Annotated in this window: 2 protein-coding genes (1 of these 2 cut by a window edge); both read right to left on the bottom strand. The window is 46.1% G+C overall.

Annotated elements, in window-relative coordinates:
* Nucleotides 1–28: 28 nt before the first annotated feature.
* Nucleotides 29–12790 (bottom strand): type I polyketide synthase, encoded by a 12762-nt coding sequence (locus JQX68_RS09595; protein ID WP_147771919.1) that lies wholly within the window; start codon nt 12788–12790, stop codon nt 29–31.
* A 15-nt stretch (nt 12791–12805) separates the two neighbouring features.
* Nucleotides 12806–23124: the 3' portion of a type I polyketide synthase gene (locus JQX68_RS09590; protein ID WP_205440634.1), read on the bottom strand. It continues 3307 nt past the right edge of the window; the window shows 10319 of its 13626 coding nt (coding positions 3308–13626); its start codon lies beyond the right edge, outside the window; it ends in the stop codon at nt 12806–12808.

The following is a 23124-nucleotide window of genomic DNA, read 5'->3' as shown; positions in this document are numbered from 1 at the left end:
TCCTGATCTGAAGGCATCAAGAATTTCTTTATGATTCATACGATTTACTCCCTTCTATGATGTTTTGCACACTCTTAAAATCCAATTTCCCTTGCGCCACCTCTTGCATCAATCCGATGATTTGCTCGTCTGTATACGTGCCCGTTGTTTGATGTGCTGCGCTATGATTTTGTTTTTCAGCCTTTGAGGCCAAATGATTAGATAGAGCTTGCACTGTCTGACATTCAAGGATTTCTCGGCCGGTCATCTTCAGCTGTGTGGTTTTTTCGATATGCCGCATCAATTTTCGGCCAAGAATTGAATCCATCCCATAATCCAGAAAATTTCTATTAAAATTGATTCGATCCTCAGATAAGTCCAACTCTCGTGCTAAAAATTGAACAATGATCTTTTGAATATGGGTTTCCCCACTCATATATTGTGAATGCTGTTTAACGGCCTCTGATTGCTGAGTGCCTGACGAAACCCAATACCGCTCCCTTGCAAATGGATAACCAGGTAAAGAAACCATCCGTACGTCATCGCCATCATGAAGGAGTTCCCAAGGAATCTGATATCCTTTCACCCAGCGTTCCGCAATGTTTTCCAAATTTCTTTCTTTTGCGAGAGCTTGCAGAGCTTCCTGTTCTTCTAATATCCCTTCTGTATATCCTGTATAAAGGGATCTCTGTTGGCCCGATACCCCACCATTCTTCATTGCTTCTGCATATTCCTTCAATTTTCGCACCAATTGCTCCTGATTGTTTACAACGATCGCGAGCCTTGCTTCCATGGCTTTCCTCCCAACCTGAAGCGTATATGCTACATCAGGTAAAGAAAGGTTGTGATTCTGCTCCAGATACGCAATCATGCGGCAGGCAGCATCCTGAAGCCGATCGTCGTTTTGGGCTGAAAGCACGATGACCTGCGGTGACTCATTACGCCGCTGCGTGAACGGCTGATCATCTTGGATGTATTCTTCAATGACTGCATGCGCATTTGTGCCGCTGATTCCCGTCGTGCTGATCGTTCCCATCCTCGGCTTCTGATTATTCCTGATCCATGGACGGTTTTCTTTGCAAAGCACAAACGGGCTTTCTTTAAACGGAATATACGGGTTTTCCGATTCACAATGATGAGTAGCCGGGATGATCTGGTTTTTCATAGCCATCAGCATACTGATTAAAGATACCGTTCCTGACGCTGCAAATGTGTGTCCGATTAAAGGTTTAATTGAGCTGATCATACAGAATTGCTTCTGCTTCGTATATTTGCTGAACACGTTCGTTAAGGCTTGGACCTCAAGCGGATCACCAATATTCGAGCCGGTACTGTGCGCCATCACATATTGAATATCGAGCGGATTGATTTCATTTTTTTCATAAATGTTTTCGATCAATTCTGCCTGGCTAAAAGGATTTGGCGCAGTAATGCCGTTGGTTTTTCCATCGTAATTCACGCCGCTGGCCTTGATGCAGCCATAAATATGGTCTTTATCTTCAATTGCCTTTGATAATGGTTTCAAGAGAACAGCAGCCACCGCTTCACCTGGCACAAGACCATTGGCATTCTCGTCAAATACTTTGCATTGTCCATTCGGAGACAGCATTTCGGCTCTTGTCAGCGCCTCAAAAGACATGTGAGAAATATTCAAGCTGACGCCGCCGGCTAAAGCCATTTCACAATCCCCCTGACGCAGAGCTGAACATGCCTGGTGAATCGCCACAAGTCCAGATGAACATGCTGCTGTCAACGCCATATTAGGCCCTTTTAAATCCAATGCGTACGCAATTCTCGCAGATAATGTGGCGTTTTGTGTTCCATTAATGTAATCCGTATCTCCTGTTAAATGCGCATATTCTCCTTCTTCCACACCTACATAGACACCGCAGGATTTTCCTTTTATCCGGTCTCCCATATAGCCGGCGTCTTCAAACGTGCGCCATGCTTCCTCTAGAAAAATGCGCTGGCGCGGATCCATGCTTTTGGCTTCTTTAGGCGATATTTGAAAAAACAGCGGATCAAACCGGTCTATGTCCTTCAAAAATGCGCCCCACCTTGGCACTGCTTTTTCTGGATCTCCGTTCGATCCCCCACAGTCCATGCGTTCGTCCGGGATGTCAGAGATACACGTTTTTCCGTTTTGCAGATTATCCCACAGCTCATAGACCGAATCAGCTTGAGGGAACCTGCCGCTCATGCCGATAATGGCGATCGGCTCATTGTGACCCTGTCCGTTGCTTTTTTTACTGGTTTCTGCTTCGGGAACTACAGGATTTGCAGCAGGAGCTTCTATGGACTTTTGCGACTCAGATGCATCATCCCGGTAAAATGCTTCAATCAGCTCTTTATGATCCGTTAAGAAAAAGCCGATCAATTCCTGTAAAGTCGAATAGCCGAAAAATAAAGCCGGTGTTACTTCGATGTTGAAATGCTTTGATAACACATTCGAAAATTTAGCCAAATAGATTGAATCAAATCCGAAGTCAGCCCAATTTTTGTTCACATTCAGCTTGTCCTTTGAAATCTTAAGCAATGTGTGGATATGCTCTTTCAAATCGTGTTCTAACCGCTTTTCAACGCTTAGTGTTTTTACCTCATTGTTTTTTTCTTGTACGACAGGGACTTGAGTGGCCGGTTCTGGAATTACTGGTTCAGTCATTCCTAAAAATCGGCTGACACGGCTTGGTTGACCGGCTATCACGAGGTGCTGAGCATCCTGCTGAGCTAGAATATGCTCAAACATACGGATGCCTTCCTCGGCTTCTAGGAAGCGTTGGCCGCTTGATTTCAGGTACATATCAGTTGTTTCTTCATCACCGATTTTCATTCCGCCATCTTTCCATACAGGCCAGTTGATGACAAACGTTTTGCCGCTATGCAGCTGGTTTCTGTATTGTGCGTAAGCCATCTGAAATCGGTTGCCAATCGCATAATCACAACATCCAAAATCCCCCAAAACCGCCGAAGAAGAAGAAAAATAACACATAAAATCAAGGGCTTCATTTTTAAGCCATTCATCAAGCGCTATTGTTCCGTTGATTTTCGGTTCAATGACGTGCTGAAAGTTTTCGATCTTTTTGTCAAAAATAGCAGAGTCGCTCTCAATTCCGGCTGCATGAATAACACCGTTGATTTCACCGAATCGGTCTTTCCCTCTTTTTACGCAGTCTCCCATCGCGATAGGGTCAGATACATCTGCTTCTGCATACATCGCTTCGCCGCCTAGATTCTTTAATTCTTTTATTTTCTTTTGTTTTTCTTCATTGAAAGGCGACCGCCCTGTCAAAATCAGGTTTGCGGCATAGTTTTTAGCCAAATGCTTGGCGAATAAATAGCCGAGCCCTCCTAACCCGCCTGTAATCAGATAAGTCCCGCTAGATTTTAATTTGCTGTTGTTCGGTTGTAACGTTGTCCGTTCTATGTGACTTACATATCGTTTCCCATTTTGATACAAAACGGTTTGTTCTATTGAAGCCTGTAATTCTGACCACATATTACGTGCCCAATTATCCATCGATCCTTGATCTGCCGGCTGAAAGATTCCAGTCACTTTTGTGTGCGGAAGGACAAGCCCGAGCGATCGTTCGAATCCAATCCATGATTCCAGATAGCTTCGGTCAAGGCCATTTTCAAAACATCCTGCCAGCATCAGCCGTAAAGGATGCAGCTTTGCTGCGGACATACCTTGTAATAAATAGACAATACAGGAATGGTCCTTTATACAGCTCTTGTCTTCCGCAGGCCACATATAGAGAATTGCATCTGGCTCTCCATGTTCTTCTTTAATGCTCTGGAAGGCCTTTTCAAAAGTAACGGGTTCTTGCCGCACAATCTGGTAGCTATATTCAGACTGTTTGCTGTACACTTCGCCCTGTGATATAAAAATGAGCTTGGTGTCTTGATCAACGTTTTTCAGGGCTGAATCAAATGCGTTTTGCTTTTCTCTTTCAGTCAGAAAACAGATGATCGTTTTGATACGTTTCGGAGCGTGGGTTGCCGGCTCTTCTTTCCACACTTCTTGAAATGTCATAACCTCGAAAGGTTCTTCTCTTTGCTGATCAAGATTTTTTTCTATAGGCGCCGGGGCCTTTGCCGAGCCTGGTGCCCAATATCGTTCTTTTGCAAATGGATATGCCGGGAGACTGATCCGGACAGGCGTTTGGGTGCCGTACAGCATATCCCAGTCGAAAGACAAGCCTTTCACCCAAAGATCCAGCAGTTTCGTGAATTTCCCTTTGCTCATCCATGCTTCTATGATTTTTTCCGTATCCTCATCCGCTGATAAGACTGCTAATGCTTTTTTGTTATCATCAATGCGATCCAGATACAGGCTGTCTGCTTTGTTTTCGATAAAATCGTTCAGCTTTCTCTCAAGATCCTCTAGTGATTCCGCTATAAAGGCCAGCCGTTCCTCCATTGCTTCACGTCCCGTTTGCAAGGTATAGGCGATTCTAATCAGATCTGATTCGTGGTACCTTTTTTGTTTGACGGCTGTGAACAGCTGTTCCGCTCTTTCTTGCAAACGTTCCATGTTTTTGGCCGACAGCACAATCAGCGCTGGGGGATGGTCTTCCGGCGTTTGCACTCCCATTCTCGGAATATATTCTTCCAGAATGATATGGGCATTGGACCCTCCGGCGCCAAAACTGCTCAATCCGGCGCGCCTAGGCACCTCTTGTCCGCCAATCACCGGGCGTTTCCATTCACCAAGCTGCTGCTGAACGACAAATGGAGTATGGCTGAACTCAATGTTCGGATTCAACCGCTGAGCATGCAATGATGGCGCAATTTGTCCATATTTAAACTGAAAAAGTATTTTTGTCAGCCCTGCAATTCCGGCTGCACTTTCACAATGACCGATGTTTGATTTGCTGGAGCCGATCGCGCAAAACTGTTTCTCCTGCGTATCTTCCTCAAATGCTTTTGTTAAACCCGCTATCTCAATCGGATCTCCTAATGTGGTGCCTGTTCCATGCGCCTCCACATAACTGATGGTTCGGGCAGGAATGTTGGCGCGCTCCATTGCATCTTTAATCACCTGTGCCTGTGCATGAGGATTTGGAACCGTGTATCCATTTGTTTTTCCTCCGCTGTTAACGGCACTTGCCTTTATCACACCGTAAATATGGTCGCCGTCCGCTATTGCTTGCTGCAGCGGCTTTAACACAATCGCGCCTACGCCTTCACCGTCGACAAATCCATCTGCATCAACTCCGAATGATTTACATGTATCACTAGTAGAGAGCATATTCATGACAGATAAGTTCTGATAGTGAACCGGGTCGACGACTAAATTGACACCGCCGGCAATGGCGCAATCACTCGATCCGCTATAAATGCTTTCCAGCGCTAAATGAATCGCTGTCAGAGAGGATGAGCAGGCTGTATCGACGGCAAGGCTCGGGCCTTGGAAATTCAGCAAATAGGATATTCTGTTGGCGATAGACCAATAGCCGTAGCCTGTCGGATAATTTTTGTTCATAACTCCGGCAAAGACGCCGATTTTTCTGCTTGAACTGAGCGAGTCAGGCGTGTATCCCGCGTCTTCAATACTTGCATAAGCGGTTTGCAGAAATAATCTCTCCTGAGGGTCCATTCGTTCTGCTTCAAGCGGCGAAATCTGAAAGAATAATGGGTCAAACTTGTCCATATCCTTGATAAATCCGCCCCATTTCGTATAAATCGATCCTTCTTTTCCTTTTTCTTTATCGTAATAAGCTTTCCAATCCCAGCGTTCTTTCGGAATTTCCTCAATACAATTTCTTCCTTCTTTTAGGTTATTCCAAAAGTCTTCTGCTGTTTCCGCCTGAGGATAGCGTCCGGAAATGCCGATAATGGCAACGTCACGGCTTGCAAGAGTGTTTGTCGGTGTTTCTTTTTCCCTGGTGAAGCCAAGCTTGCGATAGCGCCGTGTTCTTTTAGCGGCCCCATCAGGTTTCTGTGAAGATTGGGTTCTGCTTTCGGCCGGTGTCTGTTGTTGAACTTGACGGTCAAGACCTGTTAATTTCATCAGCGCTTCTGTTTTTGTTTTGATGAAATGCTCCACTAATGCGTCAATGGTCTGGTACTCGAAAAATAGAGTGCTGCTTACATGGTCAAATTCTTTACGCAATGTATTCGTCAGCTGGACAACAACGATAGAATCAATGCCATACTTTTCAAGCGGTTCAGATGACTCAATCTTACCTGCAGGAATTTTCAACGTTTCTCCGATTAGTTTTTTCATATAATCTGTGCTTTTTTCTCTTAGAAGAGCATGTTTAGATTGGCCTGCTCCCTCTGAATCTATGGATTGAATGCAGGCTGGCTCCTGATAAGACGCTTGTGAAACATCCTTCTCCGGCAAGAGCTCATTTTTCATTATACGGCGAACCAGCCCGTTGCTTGAGGCTGCGACGATTTGGTGACTCAGATCATGGGCTTCCTCGGCCGGGAAAAAGACAGATTCAAAGCCTTCGCTTTCGAGTGCCGCTTTCCAGCTGTCAGGATGTAAGCCTGGACAGCCGGGAATCCGCACTGCAGGATCTTCATACAGCCACCAGCCTTCCAAAAGACCAAAGGTGATGTGAGGAAACAGGCTGTTTCCCGCCATTTCATTCAGCAGCAGCATTCCGTTGTTTTTCATCACTGCTTTTGTATGCCGCAGGGTTTGACGGATATTTTTTGTCGCGTGAAGGACATTAGCCGCAATGACGACATCATAGCCGCCAGCCTCGATTTCCTGCTGATCAATCGGTTTTTCCACGTCAAATAGCTGATAAGTCAGGTACGGATTTTCCACCCCATATTCCTTTTCTGCATGCAGCAAAAATGCTTTCGACAGATCTGTATAGCAGTATTCGTTAATATGCTTTTGATATGGTTTCAGTTTTTCAAAGATTCCGGCACTCGTGCCGCCTGTGCCCGCGCCTATTTCCATAATGCGAATTGATGCCTCAGGATCTTGCTTCAGACGTTCATCCAGATAAGCTAATAATGTATCGGCAAGCACTTTATTAAAATAGTCTGCCACTTGGTTATGCTTATAAATGCCTTCCACCAATTCCATCGAGGATTGCGGGAACATGACATCTGTTGCCGGGACTTTCCCTGTCAAAATATCCGGCAGTGCTTTTAGCATGGCCTCTGCTAAGACAACCATCGCCTTTGTCTCGCTGTCTTTGAGCCACTTTTCTTTTTTGGCGTTCCATTCTTGCCAAAGCAGCTCGATATCCTCTGCTTGATCCTTCCTCACCAATGAATCTCCATCTTTCTTAAGATAGCCATGCTGCAAAAGAAATTCGCTACTTTGCCGAAGCCACTTTTCATAAAATTCACGAGTCTTATATTGTTGAAGACGTTCAACCGATAATGTATGACCATCAAACAGTTCAGCCTTTTGCAGCTGTCCTAACAACAGCCTGTAAAGAAGATCGTCTAGTTCTTCATGTGTTGCTCTTTGTATTCGTCCCGTTTTCGGCAGACGCTCCATCAGGCTCTCTGCATCTGCTGAAGGTTGCTCGGGATATAGAGTGATGCATTCATTCTGATTCACGCCTTCGACTGCTACAGGCTTTGTCGTATGAATGAAAGCCGTTTGGCCGACTGGCCCAGAAAGCAGTACGTCCAGCGCCTTCATTGCTTCCGCAGGCTCAATTAAACCTAAGCCGATTTGATTCATAAGCTGTACATAATGTTCATCCTCAGCCGCTTCACTATTCCCCCAATATCCCCAGTTCATGACTTTTACAGGGCATGCCCAGCTCTGGGAAAGCTGGTGAGCAAAAGCATCTGCAAATGTACAGCCAGAGGCATAATGGCTTTGCTTCACATTTTTGATATGTGCCACAAGCGAAGAGAAAAATAAAACAAAATCTACATTCTCCCGGCGGAACACTTGGGCCATCCGAATACTGACATCGATCTTCGCCGCCAGTCCGGCGGTGAATTCTTCAAACGTCATATTTTCTAGGCTTTGTTCAAATAAAACCATCGCAGAGTGAACAATCCCGTGAATATGAGGATGGCGTTTTTTCACTTGATCATATGCCTGCTGCAATGAATGCTTATCGGCAGCATCGGCTGCAATATAGAAAGGCTCAGGGCCAAACACCGAAAGACGGTCTATTTTCGACTGGATGGCAGCATTGATTTGACTGCGTCCAATCCAAACAATTTGCGCCTGGTAGCGGCGGATCATGTACTCACTCCATGCCTCTCCAATGTACCCGGCGCCTCCAATGACCACATACACCCCGCCTTTTCGATAAAGCGTGTCATTTGCCGGTGAGTGCCGATACGGGATCAATTGCTGCTGATGCCATTGCTGATTCCGATAGGCCCAAGCGTGTCCGAGACGGTCAGCAGGGAGCGTAAACATTTGATATACCGGCCATGTGCAGTCTTTTTCCAGATCAAGAAGACGGATTTTCCAATGCGGATATTCCTTTGCCATTGTGCCGGCAAGTCCATGGATGCTTGCATGAGCTGGTTGTACTGTCTCATGTTGCGTAACCGGCTGCGCTTGGATTGTCACAAGAGACCATTCAAGTTGTTTCTCGCCATAGCCTAATTGCAGGCAAGCTTTCACAAGCTTAAATAAGTGAAGAACAGCTTCTCCTTGTCTATCACTATTCTCCAGGTCTGACGGGGCAATCCACAAGACATGGACAATGCTTCCGTACGTTTGCAGTTTGTCCGCTATTGCCTCAATGTCATCTGCAGGGCGGATATCGACAAAGGAAATTTGCGGATAATGATGCTTTATGAAAGTCCGATCAACTTCAGCAGCTCCGCATAAAACAGCTCCTGTACCAGCAAACGAAGCATTATCCTCCGCTTCTGGAGAGACTGGTTCCCAGACGGGGATCATCATCGTATGCCCGGTCAGCTGAGAAGCAGTTACTAGTTGAGACCTTGAATGCCGCTCTCCATCAAGCGCCCGCATTGAGGCACCCTTCATTCGCACACAAACATTTCCGTTCTCATCGCATAAATCAATATCATACTTTCTGACGTTGTCCTCCGCTTTACTGTCTGAACTGTATCGAATATAAGACCATATCTCCTCTGGACATAGGCTGAAAATATCAACCTCCTGCAAAGCAAATGGAAGAGACAGCGTTTGCGCTTGTCCAGCGGCATTGACTGAGCTAACGATAAAACCGACTGTGGCATGGAACGCGGAATCCATTAAACTCGGGTGGAGCGCAAAATGCTGCTTATCGTTTTTTAGAAAAGCGGGTAGCGAGATTTTTGCAAGCAATTGATCTTTGCCGACATAGATTTTTTCAATCCCTTGATAGCCCTTTCCATAGTCAAGCCCAATCTTTCGAAACGCTGCATAGCATTGTTCTTGCGTCACTGTGTCCAGACTGCATTCTGTCTGTATTGATGATAGGTTTAAAATGGAAGTGTCCGCTTCATCTGAAATGACAGCGCGGCCTTGGCAGTATATCGTCATGGTTTTCTCTTGCTCAGAGCTGCTATAAATGTCAAAGGAAATGTCTCCGTTATCCTCAGGATAAAGGCCAATATGTATTTCTTTTGGGTCATTTTCTATCGTGATAGGGCGTATCCACACAATGTCTTTAAGCGACACAATTCTTTGTTCGCCGTCCAGGTCGCCTGCAGCTTTTTCCGCTGCTTCCCTTGCCATTTCTAAATAGGCAACGCCAGGCAAAATCTTCTGTCCCTGTACAACATGATCAGACAGGAAAAATTCCTTGCCTGTAAATACAGAGCTAAAGCGCTGCTCAGTAAAGTCTGATGTATTGCGGTGCACCAGCGGATGTAAGGTGTGATTCACAGAGCTGGTTTTCGTTTCAGGAGCTGGGATCCAGTAGCGTTCCCTTGCAAACGGATAGGTCGGAGCACTGATTTTAAACGGCTTGTGATCGCCGTATAGGTCGTCCCAGGTGACCCGCTTTCCTTGAACCCATGATGTCGCCATTTCCTTCATTTCACTGTCTGTGATCAAATTGTTATTCAGCGCATTCACCGACGCTGGACCAGCCGCCTTTTGATCTTCCTTGACTTGTCCGGTCCAGCAGCCCTCGATCTTTTCTTCGCCATTAGCAAACGCCTGAAGTTTAGCAGCTAAATCTTTTTTGTCTTTTGCGAAGAAAGCTGCGCGCTCCTCCATTTCAACCCGTCCTGTCTGCATGGTATAAGCTAACGCTATAAGATTGACGTCCTCGCTAAGAAAATCCAGAAGTTTAAGTGCGTAAGCCTGCAGACGATCTTTGTTTCTCGCGGACAAAGGTATCACTATTCCTTCATTTTTCGTTAAAATCGTCTCTGAATGGCTCTCTGCCGGAATATATTCTTCCAAAATAAGATGCGCATTTGATCCTGAAGCACCAAACGAACTTAAACCTGCGCGGCGGGGAAATGTGACGTCCATCCCGTTTTCTTCAAAAGATGGCTGCTCCCATTCCTTTGTTTCATGCTGAACAAAAAATGGGGTTTGATCGAGCTGCAAATAAGGATTCAGCTCTTCTGAGTGTAATGACGGCACCAATGTTTTATGATGCAGCTGCAGGACTGTCTTCGTTAAACCGCTAATGCCGGCTGCCGCTTCAGCATGGCCAATATTTGATTTCACAGAACCGATTGAACAGAATTGCTTGTCCTGCGTATTGCGGCTGAAAGCTTTTACTAATCCTTGTATTTCAATCGGATCTCCCAATGAGGTGCCCGTGCCATGGGCTTCAACATAGCTGATGGTGCGCGGATCAATTCCTGTTTTTTCTAGACATGCTTCAATCACATCAGCTTGGGCTACCGGGCTCGGTACTGTAATTCCGCTTACTTTTCCTACATGATTTATCGCACTGCCTTTGATGACAGCATAGATTCGGTCACCATCTTGTTCAGCTTTTCGCAGCGGCTTTAGCAATACTGTGCCGACACCTTCTCCAGATACGTAGCCATCCCCGCCTTTGCCAAAAGTATGGCAATAACCGTCACTTGAGTGCATCCCTACACTGCCATAGCTGATATATTTAGCCGGATGCAGTGACAAATTGACGCCTCCGGCAAGCGCGGCCTCGCATTCTCCATTCCGGATGCTCTCTATTGCCAAATGAACCGCAGTTAATGAGGAAGAGCAGACCGTATCCACAGCCATGCTTGGGCCGTGGAAATTACAATAGTAAGAGACCCTGTTGGCTATTTGCGCGTAATTCAGCGATAAAGGAAATGGATTGTTTTCTGATAGAGCTTCCGCCCCTATAAGCGAATAGTCCTTATGCATAACACCGGCAAACACTCCGACATGCTGCCTTTTATTTTCTCCCTTTGGCGAAGCAATTGTCTCAGGTGTATAACCCGCATCTTCAATAGCTTCCCAGCACGTCTCTAAAAATAACCGCTCCTGAGGGTCCATCATTTCCGCTTCACGAGGAGAGATTCTGAAAAATTGAGGATCAAAGCAATCAGCTTCCTCGATAAACCCGCCCCATTTCGAGAGCGGCTTGCCTGCAGGAGAATCCAGACCATCGTTTTCTTTCCATTCCCAGCGTGAGTTCGGGATCTCTGTGATGCAGTCGGTACCAGCTTTAAGATGTTCCCAAAATTCCTGAATGTTTTTTGCCTTAGGATAGCGGCCTGCCATCCCGATAATGGCAATGTCCTCCCCGAGCTCCATTGAAGAGGCAACACCTTCTGAATAATCCTTCTTTTGTGAAGGAGATTGGCGGACAGCATCGTCCGCCTCTCTAATTGAATAGTGATCAGCAAGATGTGCAGCCAGTTCTGCAATTGTTGTGAATTCAAACAGCAGTGTTGGAGCAAGATCCGCTCCAACCTTATCTCCAATTTCCTGAACCACTGTAAGCAACGACGGTGAATCCAGACCAAGCTCATAGTACCCAGCGTGGATATCCATTTGTTCTGCCGGCCTTTCAAGCTGCTCAGCAAGCAATTGACGCAAATACGTTTCAAATGCGTTATAGTCTAGACTGGTGTGCTGAGAGACAGCGGCTCTTTCTTCTTGAATTTCTTTTGCAGAGTGAAAAGCTGACCCATTCCGTACAGACTTGCCTGCAAACTGTCTCAGCTCGGCCACTTTTTGTCCTGATGAATTAAAATATTCAATCGTCATATAAGTGAGCTCTTTCTTCTGGAGCACAGATGAGGAGAGGATCCGTGCTGTACATCCTTTTTGCAATCGTTCTGAAGCTGAAAACGATTCATAACACAATGGCAGATGCATCGTTTGATCTGAGAGCAGGCAGCTTGACCCTATACCGCTCCCGTCAATGAGCGTGGGATGAAACAGAAAAGCATCAGAATGGCGCAGCGCTTCCTGTCCGACTGCTAAATCAATTACAGCCCCCTCTTTGGTTTCATAAATCTGCCCTTCCGCCTTCATCATGCCGGTATGCACTAATTCTTGAGATCGGCATTGTTCATATATTTCATCTATATTCAGAATCCTGTCAGCTGTACGTTTCCACTGATTAAGGTCTATTGATTCTGCAAAAGCGGTTTGCTCTTTACGCTGCATGTCAGCAGTCACATATTGTCTCTTGTCAGATAGCGACTCTCCATGCTGTTTTTGTCCGTCGATGATAATGGACCATGTCCCTTCCTTTCTTTCAGACACGTGAATGGTCAGGGCAATGTCATATGACTCATCTGCGATCAAAGGGTTAAAAATGGTCAGGTTTTTTAATTCAAGCTCTTGGTATGCATAACCATGTTCTTGGAATACTTGATAGATCAAATCTATATAAGCAAGGCCGGGTAATAACGCTTGTCCATATACCTTGTGGTTGGACACGATTGGATTTTTTAATGAAATGTGCAGTTGTTCAGTTATCATTTTCCCACTCCTCTCTTATTTGAAAGTTTTCCAAAACATTTCGTTAGAAGCCTTCGTGTCTGAATGCACTTTTTTCTGCACGTTTTGAGCCATTGATTCTGTTAAAATCGGCTGTCGATTTAATTCCGGCAAAGCCAGAGGTTTTCTTCTAATTGGACGCTCAGAAGAGTCTTTCCAACCTTCTACAATGAGATGGGCATTCGTTCCGCCATCGGCAAAACAATTAATTGCCGCAGCAGGCGTTGTCTCCTTCCATTCGGCCTGTGATCTGCAGAAATACAAATCTGTCTTTTCTATATCAAAGTACGGCATATGTTCGTTACCTGACAGGAATGGAACCAATTGTCTATGTTTCAGCATTAAAGCTACTTTAATCAGGCTCGCGATTCCCTCTGCACACAATGGATGCCCGATGTTAGGTTTCACCGATCCCAGCCCTAACGGAGCCTTTGATTCAGAACGGTAAATGGATTGAATCGCCTTTAATTCAAGTAAATCTGTTACTGCCGACCCCGATCCGTTCGCTTCAAGATAGCTGATCTCTTCTGTCCTTTTGCCACTTTTTTCAAGCGCTGTCAGCATGACATCCTTTTGCGCTTCTAGATTCGGAGATGATGGGCCTGCCGTTCTTCCGTCATTATTAATCGCAGCGGCTTTAATGACTGCATATATGGAATCTCCGTCTTCAAGCGCTTGGCTGACGGTTTTGACGAGAACCACGCCAACGCCTTCTCCTAAAATGACACCGTCTGCCCGCTTATCAAAAATATGGAATGACGGTTTGTCACATAAAAGTCCGCGTTCATGAAACATTCGATGCGCATCAGCATCAAGCAAACTGACGCCACCTACAACCGCTGCCTCAATATCCCCGCTTCGCAGAGCCTGAATGGCCATATTCAGCCCCACAAGCGCAGAGGAACAAGCGGTATCCAGGACAATACTCGGTCCCTTCAAGTCAAAAAATTGTGAGATGTTAGCCGCTAAATAGTTTTGTCCGCCAGCGACTATCGGGTTTCTTGCTTTTGAAAGACTGGCCGGATCAGGCTTGTGCTGGCTGCGGCCTCCTATATAAACACCAGCTCTCATGCCCTTCACTTCTTTCTCTGTATAACCGGCGTGATACCACAGTTTCAAGCTTTCCTCCAATACAGCCAAAGCTTGGGGATCCATCGCTCTGACATCGTTTTCGGACATCATGAAGAAATCATGATCAAATCGGTTCATTTCCTCAATGAGGCCTGCGTAATTGGAGCTGGAATTCCCGAATCGGTCAGGCGGAACAGGTGTAATCGCGGACCGTCCTTCACGTATTAAATCCCAGTATTCTTCAAGAGTTTCCGCTCCTGGGAACCTGCAACTGAGACCGATGATGGCGATGTCCTCAGCAAGAAGTGCCGTTTTCTCATGGCTTATCTGCTGCGGCCGCTGTTCTGGCACCGGCTTTTGCTTCATTGCTGATTGCGGCTTGCCAGGTGTCTGTTCCTCAGAAACAGATGGTTGTAAAACAGCTGCTATGTCATATTTCGAAATGAGCCAGTGTGCAAAGGATTCTATTGTCGGATATTCAAACAAAATTGACGGATCAATATCTCCATTTAATTGTTCGTTCATCTGCTGTACCAGCTGGGCCAATATAATTGAATCAATTCCGTATTCTTGGAAAGGCTCATCCGTTTCAAAGTCTTCTGCAGCTATCTTCAGTTCTTCTGAAAAAAGCGTTACGAGCCAATCTACTGTTTCAAGAAACACGGTTCGAGTGCCGGCCTGCTCTTTCATCTCAGGATGCGAAAGAGCTTCGGCAGGCAGTGACGGCTGCATCAGCTTGTCCGGCTTCCAAACATTTTTATCTGGAACCGCCGGCAGCACGACAGCATACTGTCTGTCAGATAGAATTTGGTCAAGCAGCTGTAATCCATCATCGTTTGTTAAACTGATCAATCCAGTTTGTTCTAAAGCTTTGCTTCGGACCTCACCTAACCCGGTCTCCTTCCAGTTAGGCCACTGAATGCTTACAATGGGACATTTATCTCGATGAGCCTCTGCAAAATAATCCATAAAAGCATTTGCCATCGCGTAATCAGCTTGTCCTGCTGCTAGGGCAGGAATCGCCGCTGAAACTGAGGAAAACAAAGCAAAAAACGCCAATGGTTCATCATAAAGCAGGTCAAACAACGTTTGCAGACCTTCGACTTTCGGTTCAAGCACCTGTTCGATCTCTTCAAGTGATTTTCTGATAAAAGCCGGGTTTTGTTTGTTCACCATCCCGGCACAATGGATGACTCCGCCAATCGCTCCCATTGTATCGCGTATTGTCTTCAGGCTCTGTTCGACAGTAACCCTGTCTGTCAGATCCAGAGAAAGCACCTGAACTTGCGCACCCATGTCTTCTAGCTCTTGAACGGCTTTTATTTTCTCGGCAAGCGAGACAATGTTCACCGAATTCCACTGGTCTCGCGGCGGAAGCTCTTCACGGCCGATAAGCACCAGCCGCTTAACGCCGAATGTTTTTACAAAATGCCGCGCACACAGCAAGCCTAGGCCTCTTGTCCCGCCTGTAATGAGCAGAACTTTGTCTGTTGAAAACGATACTTGCTTATGACTATGAGCGGCTTCTGCTGGCTGCTCTGCCAAATATGCGCGATATCGGTGTCCGTTTCGATAACAGACTTCTGCTTGTGTGCTCTTGGCATAAAACTCCGCTGCAATCAGTCTGGCCAGCTCCTCAAGAGAGGCTTCGCACTCCATATCTGCATGTCTTGAAGTAAGGTGGCTGTACTCGCTTTGAAGCATGCGGTATAACCCGGCCCGCGAAGCACCAGACAAATGAACAGCGTCATTTGCATAAGCCTCCAGCCCCTTTGTTACACCTAAGATCGTCAAATGATGCTTGCTTGTACGTCCTTGCTCGATCAGCTTTTGGAGCCAGTTTATCCAGCCCAAAGACTGCTCGTGGCTCGTTCCGCATCCGATCAGATCGATTGCTCCAGCAACGTGTTCATAGTCCGCAGCAGACACCCGATCCAGCTCTTGACTGTCAAATATACGGTATTTCGAGAAATACATCGAAAGCTCTTCCGCTAATGCCATTGTCTCCTCATTTGCCAAAATGGCGACGGTTTGATTCGTCATTTCTGCCGGTTCAATCGGACAAGGCTGCCACTGTTTACGCAGAAAGCAGCGCTTTGGCATCAGTTCGGAATGAGGGAGTGCTGTAGCAATGGTTTCGAGTTCACCTTCTTGAGTTGGCAGCCAGTAATACTCTTCCGCGAACGGATAAGCAGGCAGGCTGATTCGCCGAGGCGTGTATTCTCCATAAAGCTCATTCCAATCTATCTGCAGCCCTTTCACCCATAGTTCCGCTACTTTCTCCAGCCTTTTTTTCTCTATCCATGTTTGCAGCAACGCTTTGGCATCTTGATCCGTTTCAAACAGCTTGATTTCGCTCTTTTTCGTTTTCACGTGAGCAGCAAATATACTGTTGTTCTGCATTTCAGCCAAATAATCATCTAAAGCTTTGATCAGCATTTCTCTCGAATCCGCCAAAAATGCCAGCCGATAATCCATTGCTTCCCGGCCCGTCTGAAGTGTGTATGCCATATCCTCCAAATTGATATCTTCATTGGCGGTTACGAAATCTTTCATTGCTTCCGCATAGGCCTTCAATTGCTTCTCTTTTTTCGCTGAGAGTACAAATAATTCTGAGCGGTGCTGCTTTGTTAATCGATCGTTCCTCTTTTCAGGCTGGTATTCCTCTATGACGATATGGGCATTCGTTCCGCTATATCCGAAAGAGCTCACACATGCTCTCCGCGGTTTTCCATCAGCCGTTTCCCAAGGCTTGAGCTTCGTATTTACGTATAAAGGAGAATGCTCAAATTGAAAATGCTCATTCGGCGTCGTGAAGTTCAATGTCGGCACAAGTGTTTTATGATTCATGCACAATAACACTTTTTGAACCCCGGCTACTCCTGCCGCCGCCGATGTATGGCCAATATTGCTTTTGACGGAACCGATTGCGCAAAACTGCTTTTTGTCTGTTTTTTCTTGAAATACGGCAGACAGGGCTTCTAATTCAATTGGATCGCCTTGTTTTGTTCCTGTTCCGTGCATCTCGACATAACTGATACTCTCAGGATGTATGCCGTATGTTTCATATATGCCTCTTTCCAGGTCCATTTGGCTTTTCGCACTCGGTGCTGTGATTCCGTTTGTTTTCCCGTCCTGATTAATACCCGAGCCAATGATGATGCCATAAATATGGTCACGGTCCGCTTCTGCATCTTTCAGCCTTTTCAGAACAAGCGCACCCGCACCCTCGCCGGGCACAAAACCATTCGCGCCATTGTCAAAAGCTTTACATTGTCCATCAGGTGAAAGCATGCCGGCCTCACACATACTGATGTAAGATTCCGGCGTTAGATATAAGCTGACACCACCGACCAGCGCCATATCAATTTCTTTGTTTATAAGTGCCTGGCGCGCTAAATGAGTGCCGACCAATGAAGATGAACATGCGGTATCAATCGGAATCGCAGGCCCTTTTAAATTTAGAAAATACGGAATACGCGCCGCTGCGATCGCAAAACTGTTTCCGGTGGCATTTGTTCTTGACTGCCGATTCAGCATGACCCCGTATTCATTGCTCATAATGCCGAGATATACGCCGCATTTTTTCTCATTTAAAGTTCTGGCGTTATACCCAGCGTCCTCAAAGGCTTTATAGCCTTCCTGCAAAAAGATTCGATGCTGCGGGTCCATCAGTTCAGCTTCTGACGGCGGAATATTAAAAAACAACGGATCAAAATGTTCAATATCATCAAGCATCCCCATTGATTTGCAGTAGACTTTCCCTTTCTTGTTGAGGGCAGGATCATAGTATTTGTCAACATCCCACCGTGATGTTGGAATGTCCCGAATGGCATTCCTTGCATGAACCAGGTTATCCCAATACTCTCTTACATTACGAGCGCCCGGGTATCTTCCCGACATCCCGACAATCGCGATCGCATCCTCGGGGCGGTCTTGACGAACAGGAACTTGTTCCTTCTCATGTTCTTTCTTTATAGGATGTTGAACTGACTGTAGCGGTCGCTCTGCCGGATTTGGAATAGATGGTGCTGCTGGTTTTTGCTGCGTTGCTTCGGTCGGGACAGTATGCTCTATCTTTCTATCATGATGAGTTCCAAGCTCAGACTTTAGCATTTCGGCAAAATCACGTATCGTTGGATAATCATATACAGTGGTCACTGTGAAAGACGTTCCGTACTGCTTGTTCACCGCTTTTATCCATTCGAGTCCGGTAATCGAGTCCATTCCGATATCTATGAACGCTTCGTCAATATCCACCTCGTATGGCTCCATGTATAACACGTCCGCTATGCTTTCCTTCAATTTTTCATGCAGCGTTTCAATTGCTTCCGTATATTGTCTTGATACAGATATTTCTGCCGCGGCATATTGAATCGTTTCTTCAGGTTCTTCTTGCACTGGCTGATGTTCTAACGGCTGCAATGATATATTAGCCGGTTTAGCAGCAGGCACAGCTGTTTTTTGTCTGATTGGCGGGTACGTCTCCGTTTGTTTTTTCTCCCTAGCGTGTGGGCTTAACTCACGTGCTAAGTAAACAGCGAATTCTCGTGTTGTCGGATAATCATATACCTTTGTGACATTTAACGATGTGCCATACTGTTTATTTATTGCTTTTATCCATTCGAGCCCGGTAATCGAGTCCATTCCGATATCTATGAATGCTTCATCTGAATCAATCTCGTTTTGGTCCATGTACAGCACTTCCGCTAAGCTCGCTGTCAGTTCATCGCACAAGGACTCCGCTGTAATGGTCTCTATTTCTGTATCTGGAGGAAGCTGGACTGCTGAAAGCTGCGGTTTTCCCTGGTCTGCTGTTAAAGGCTGTAGCGTTATATTGGCAGGCTTGCCGCTGGCTTCTCTGGCTACAGACGGCTTTGAAATAACGGGCTGTACCGGAGCGAATGTCTCTACCGTTCTTTTTTTCTCAGCCTTTGCATTTACGTCTATCCAATAGCGATCTCTTGCGAAAGGATAGACGGGTAAACTGATTCGCCGCGGTTTTTGATCCTGATAAAGCGTGCTCCAGTCGATTCGCAAACCTCTTACCCACAGGTCTAAAACCTTCGCGTATTTTCCTTTCTGCAGCCATGCCTCAATTGTTTTTGACATATCTTCATCAGCAGCAAAAGCAGCAATGGCTTCTTTGTTGCGCTTTACTTGTCCGCGATAGACATATTCACGATTTTCTGTTCCCGAGATACATTCATTCAGTTTTTCTTCAAGCTCCTGCATCGTTTCCACAACGAACGCCAGCCGTTCGTTCATCGCTTCCCTTCCGACTTGCAGCGTATAGGCAATTCGGTGCAAATCTGCTTCAACATATTTTTGTTTCCGAATGGCATCCAGCAAATCTTCCGCGCGTTTTTGAAGTCTTTCCTCATTTTTTGCTGAGAGCACAATGACAGCTGGCTGCTTCCTCGCTTGGGAACGTTCTTCCACAGGTTCCGGAGCATACTCTTCTATTAAAATATGGGCGTTCACACCCCCGGCACCAAATGAAGAGATTCCTGCGATTCTCGGTAATTCGATGTCTTTGTCATTGACACTGATGATCGGCCTCTTCCACTCTTCTAGCTCTTGCTGTACTTGAAACGGTGAGTTAAGGAAGTCAATATTCGGATTCAGCACGTTTGAATGCAGGGATGGCGCAAGCTGCCTGTATTTCATTTGAAGCAATACCTTCGTTACTCCTGCAATACCTGCCGCACTCTCACAATGCCCGATATTTGATTTGGCTGACCCTATTGCACAAAATTGTTTATCATCGGTTTCTTGCGTAAACACTTTGGACAGCCCTGTGATTTCAATAGGATCACCGAGAGAGGTTCCGGTGCCGTGGGCTTCGATGTAACTGACTGCCCGCGGGTCAATCTCCGCTTCTACAAACGCCTTTTTGATGACATCTGCTTGGGCATTCGGGTTGGGAACTGAGTACCCGTTTGTTTTTCCGCCGTGGTTGATGGCCGTCCCCTTAATGATTCCATAAATGTGATCACCATCTTCAATGGCTTTAGACAATGGCTTCAAAAGCACTGCTCCAACGCCTTCTCCCGGCACATAGCCATCTCCGCCCTGTCCGAAGCTTTCACACCGGCCTTTGCTGGACATAAATTTGTTCTGCCCAAGCATCAAATATTTATTTGGGTGGATTGACACATTCACGCCGCCCGCGAATGCCGCCTCACACTCTCCGCGCTGTAAGCTTTGACATGCCAAGTGGATAGCCGTTAAAGAAGAAGAACACATGGTGTCTAAAGCAATACTCGGCCCGTGAAAATCAAAATAATAAGATACCCGGTTCGCGATGGATGATGGATTTCCTGTTAAAGCCAAAGACCGTCCCCGCACCTGCTCTTGCGCCCCGTACAGCTGATATTCTTCGTACATGACACCGACGTAAACACCGACGCTTCCGCCAAGCTCAGCATCACGCTTACGGCCGAGGTGTTCTCTTGTATAGCCTGCGTCTTCCATCGTTTCATACACGCACTGCAAAAATAAACGCTCTTGCGGGTCCATTAATTTGGCCTCACGCGGCGATATATGGAAAAACTGCGGATCAAACTTGTCTACATCCTTTAGGAAGCCTCCCCACTTGCTGTAGGTTTTTCCAGGCTTGTCTTTATCTTCATCATAATAAAGACTGTGATCCCAGCGATCTTCCGGAATTTCAGTAATACAGTCTCGACCGTTTCTCAGGTTTTCCCACAATTCATCAATATTGTCTGCCTGTGGATAGCGGCCAGAGATACCGATGATGGCGATTTCTTCCGTTTCCTTTTCTCTTAACTTCTTCTGCTCTTTGCCTTGCAAAGGAAGAAATCCAGACTTTCTTGGAGTAACTGGAATTTCTTGTTTTTCAGGTTCTGGTTGTCTTTCAACAGAAGCTTTTCTTGTTTCAATTCCCAAGATGTCCAGCAATTTTTCTCTGTGGGAATCAATAAAATACCGTGTTAATGACCGAATATCCTGATATTCAAAGAACAACGTCTTGGACAAAGAACCGAATCCTTTTTCTAATTGACCCGTTACATGCATGATCATGATAGAATCGATCCCGTAATCTTCGAGAGGAGCTTTAGCATCAATCTGGCCGGCTGGCAGCTTGATCACCGAAGAAAGCACCTGTTTAAAATAGTTCTCGGCTTTTTCTCTCAGTATCTCTTCATCGGCTTCCCCGATCATGCCTGCTTTTTCTGCCTCCTGATTGAGACTGGCTTTTTTGATATTGTGAGATTGGCCCTTGCCATGTCCCGTTTCATGTAAAAATGCACAAATCCGATCAGTAACACCGGAAGCAACTAACACTTGCGGCTTTCCAGACGACCAGCAATGATATAGCGCCTGAATCCCACGATCTGTTTCCATGGCCACCATGCCTGTTTCGCTTTTCAGCATTCTTGCAGTCTCCGCATCAATTTGCATGCCCCCGTCTTTCCACAGCGGCCAGCACACTGAAAGAGTCTTTCCGTAACGTTTGTGAAGTTCCGCTTGGCCATTTCGATATTCGCTGAATGCATTCATAAATGCATTGGCCATTGCATAATCAGCCTGTCCCGCGCTTCCTACCGCCCCGGCACCCGAGGAAAAAAGGATAAAGAAATCGAGCGGAATATTTTTCGTTGCTTCGTCAAGGTGAATCAGTCCGGCTACCTTTGGAGCTAGAACGGTTTGAACCTCTTCTTTCTTTTTCTTCATAATGAAATTATCTTTTATTAAACCGGCGCTATGAATGACGCCGTCTAAGTCGCCATAAACGTTTTGGATCTCTTTTAATAAAGTATCAACCGCTTGTTTCTCGGTCAGATCCGCTTGTCTGTAAACCGCTTGGATGCCAAGTTTCTGTAAGGCTTGAAGCTTTTTCTGTTTTCTTTCATCAAGCGGAGAGCGCCCTGTCAGGATCACAACCGCGTCAGTCGTTTGGTTTGCGATTTCAGTTGCAAAGATAAATCCAAGACCCCCTGCACCGCCTGTGATCAGATACACGCCATTATCCTTCCATGGCATGTCAGTACTTAGGTGCACACCAGACGCTTCTTTCCACCTGCTGACAAATCGCTTTCCTTGCCAGTGGCGGATATGCGTGTCACGCGGACAGCGTCTGTTTTCCTCCAATATTTTGAATAGGTCACCGGCTGGCATCCCGGTTTCTATTTCAATCAACTGCCCTGTCAGTTTTGGATTTTCCAGTTCAGCTGTTTTGAGCAGTCCCGTTAAGCCGCTTAACAGCTGAGGCTCTTCCAACGCAGGCACCGCCACTTGAATGAATGTATGTCCCCCTGTATTTGAGTGCATCAGCTGTTTGATTTCTTCAAATAACTGTATGGCATAACCTTCAAACCGTTCATCAATTGCCTCAGCATCATGCTGCAGAACTGTACAGTCAAGATGATTTCGGATGCTTTCCATTTGTTCTCCAACATCACAGACAACGACTTTATACGTGTCGTACTCTATGAACTCTTGCTTCTCTGCAGCACGTTCTTCCCAAATGTGTTCGAACAATAGCGTGTCAGTCGCTTCAGAAGAATCTTCATCATCTGTTTCTAACACTCTTGCAGAATAGCCTTTCAACCGCACGCAAACCTGCCCCTCTTCATTGCATAAATCGATATCAAGCTTCTGCATACGATCCCCAGCTGTACTTCCCTCGCTATATGTGATCCGCGCCCACATAGATGCCTCGCAGCCTTTGAAGATTTGGACATCCTGTATTGCAAAAGGCAGCATTGCCTTTCTGTCTCCTAAACTTATATCTTCTCCCAGCCTCAAACCGATAGATGCTTGAAATGCCGAATCTATCATGCTCGGATGCAGAATATAATGGTCTTTTGTATCAGAAACTACAGGAGGCATTGTCAATTTCACTAGAACTCCGTTTTTACCGGCATATAGGCTGTCGATCGCTCTGTGGCTGTCACCATAGTGAATCCCCATTTCTCTATAAGCCTCGTAGCAATCAAAAGGTGACAGAGTCCGCTCATGATAGCCTGCCTTCAGTTCTTCAATGTTGATGACCGGATTTTCCCCCGTCTCACCAAGCACTGCACTTCCTTGCCCGTATATAATCGGAGAGCTCTCTGTGTTTTCAGGGGCCCGGCAGATTTCAAATGCAATCTCCCCATTGTCCTCAGGATATAGACATACATCTATATCTTTTTGCTGTTCCGTGAAGGCAAACGGCCGAACCCAGACGATGTTCCGGAGCTGGAACCCTGCCGGGAACTGATCCGCAGCTGCCC

Source organism: Bacillus sp. LJBS06 (assembly GCF_016924995.1).
GTDB lineage: Bacteria > Bacillota > Bacilli > Bacillales > Bacillaceae > Bacillus > Bacillus stercoris.
The sequence above is the reverse complement of the archived record's forward strand: the minus strand, read 5'-3'. Positions and strand labels throughout refer to the sequence as shown.

Excerpts from the sequence above, each read along its gene's own strand:
- JQX68_RS09595 (WP_147771919.1), bottom strand. The coding sequence starts at position 12,790 with ATGATAACTGAACAACTGCACATTTCATTAAAAAATCCAATCGTGTCC.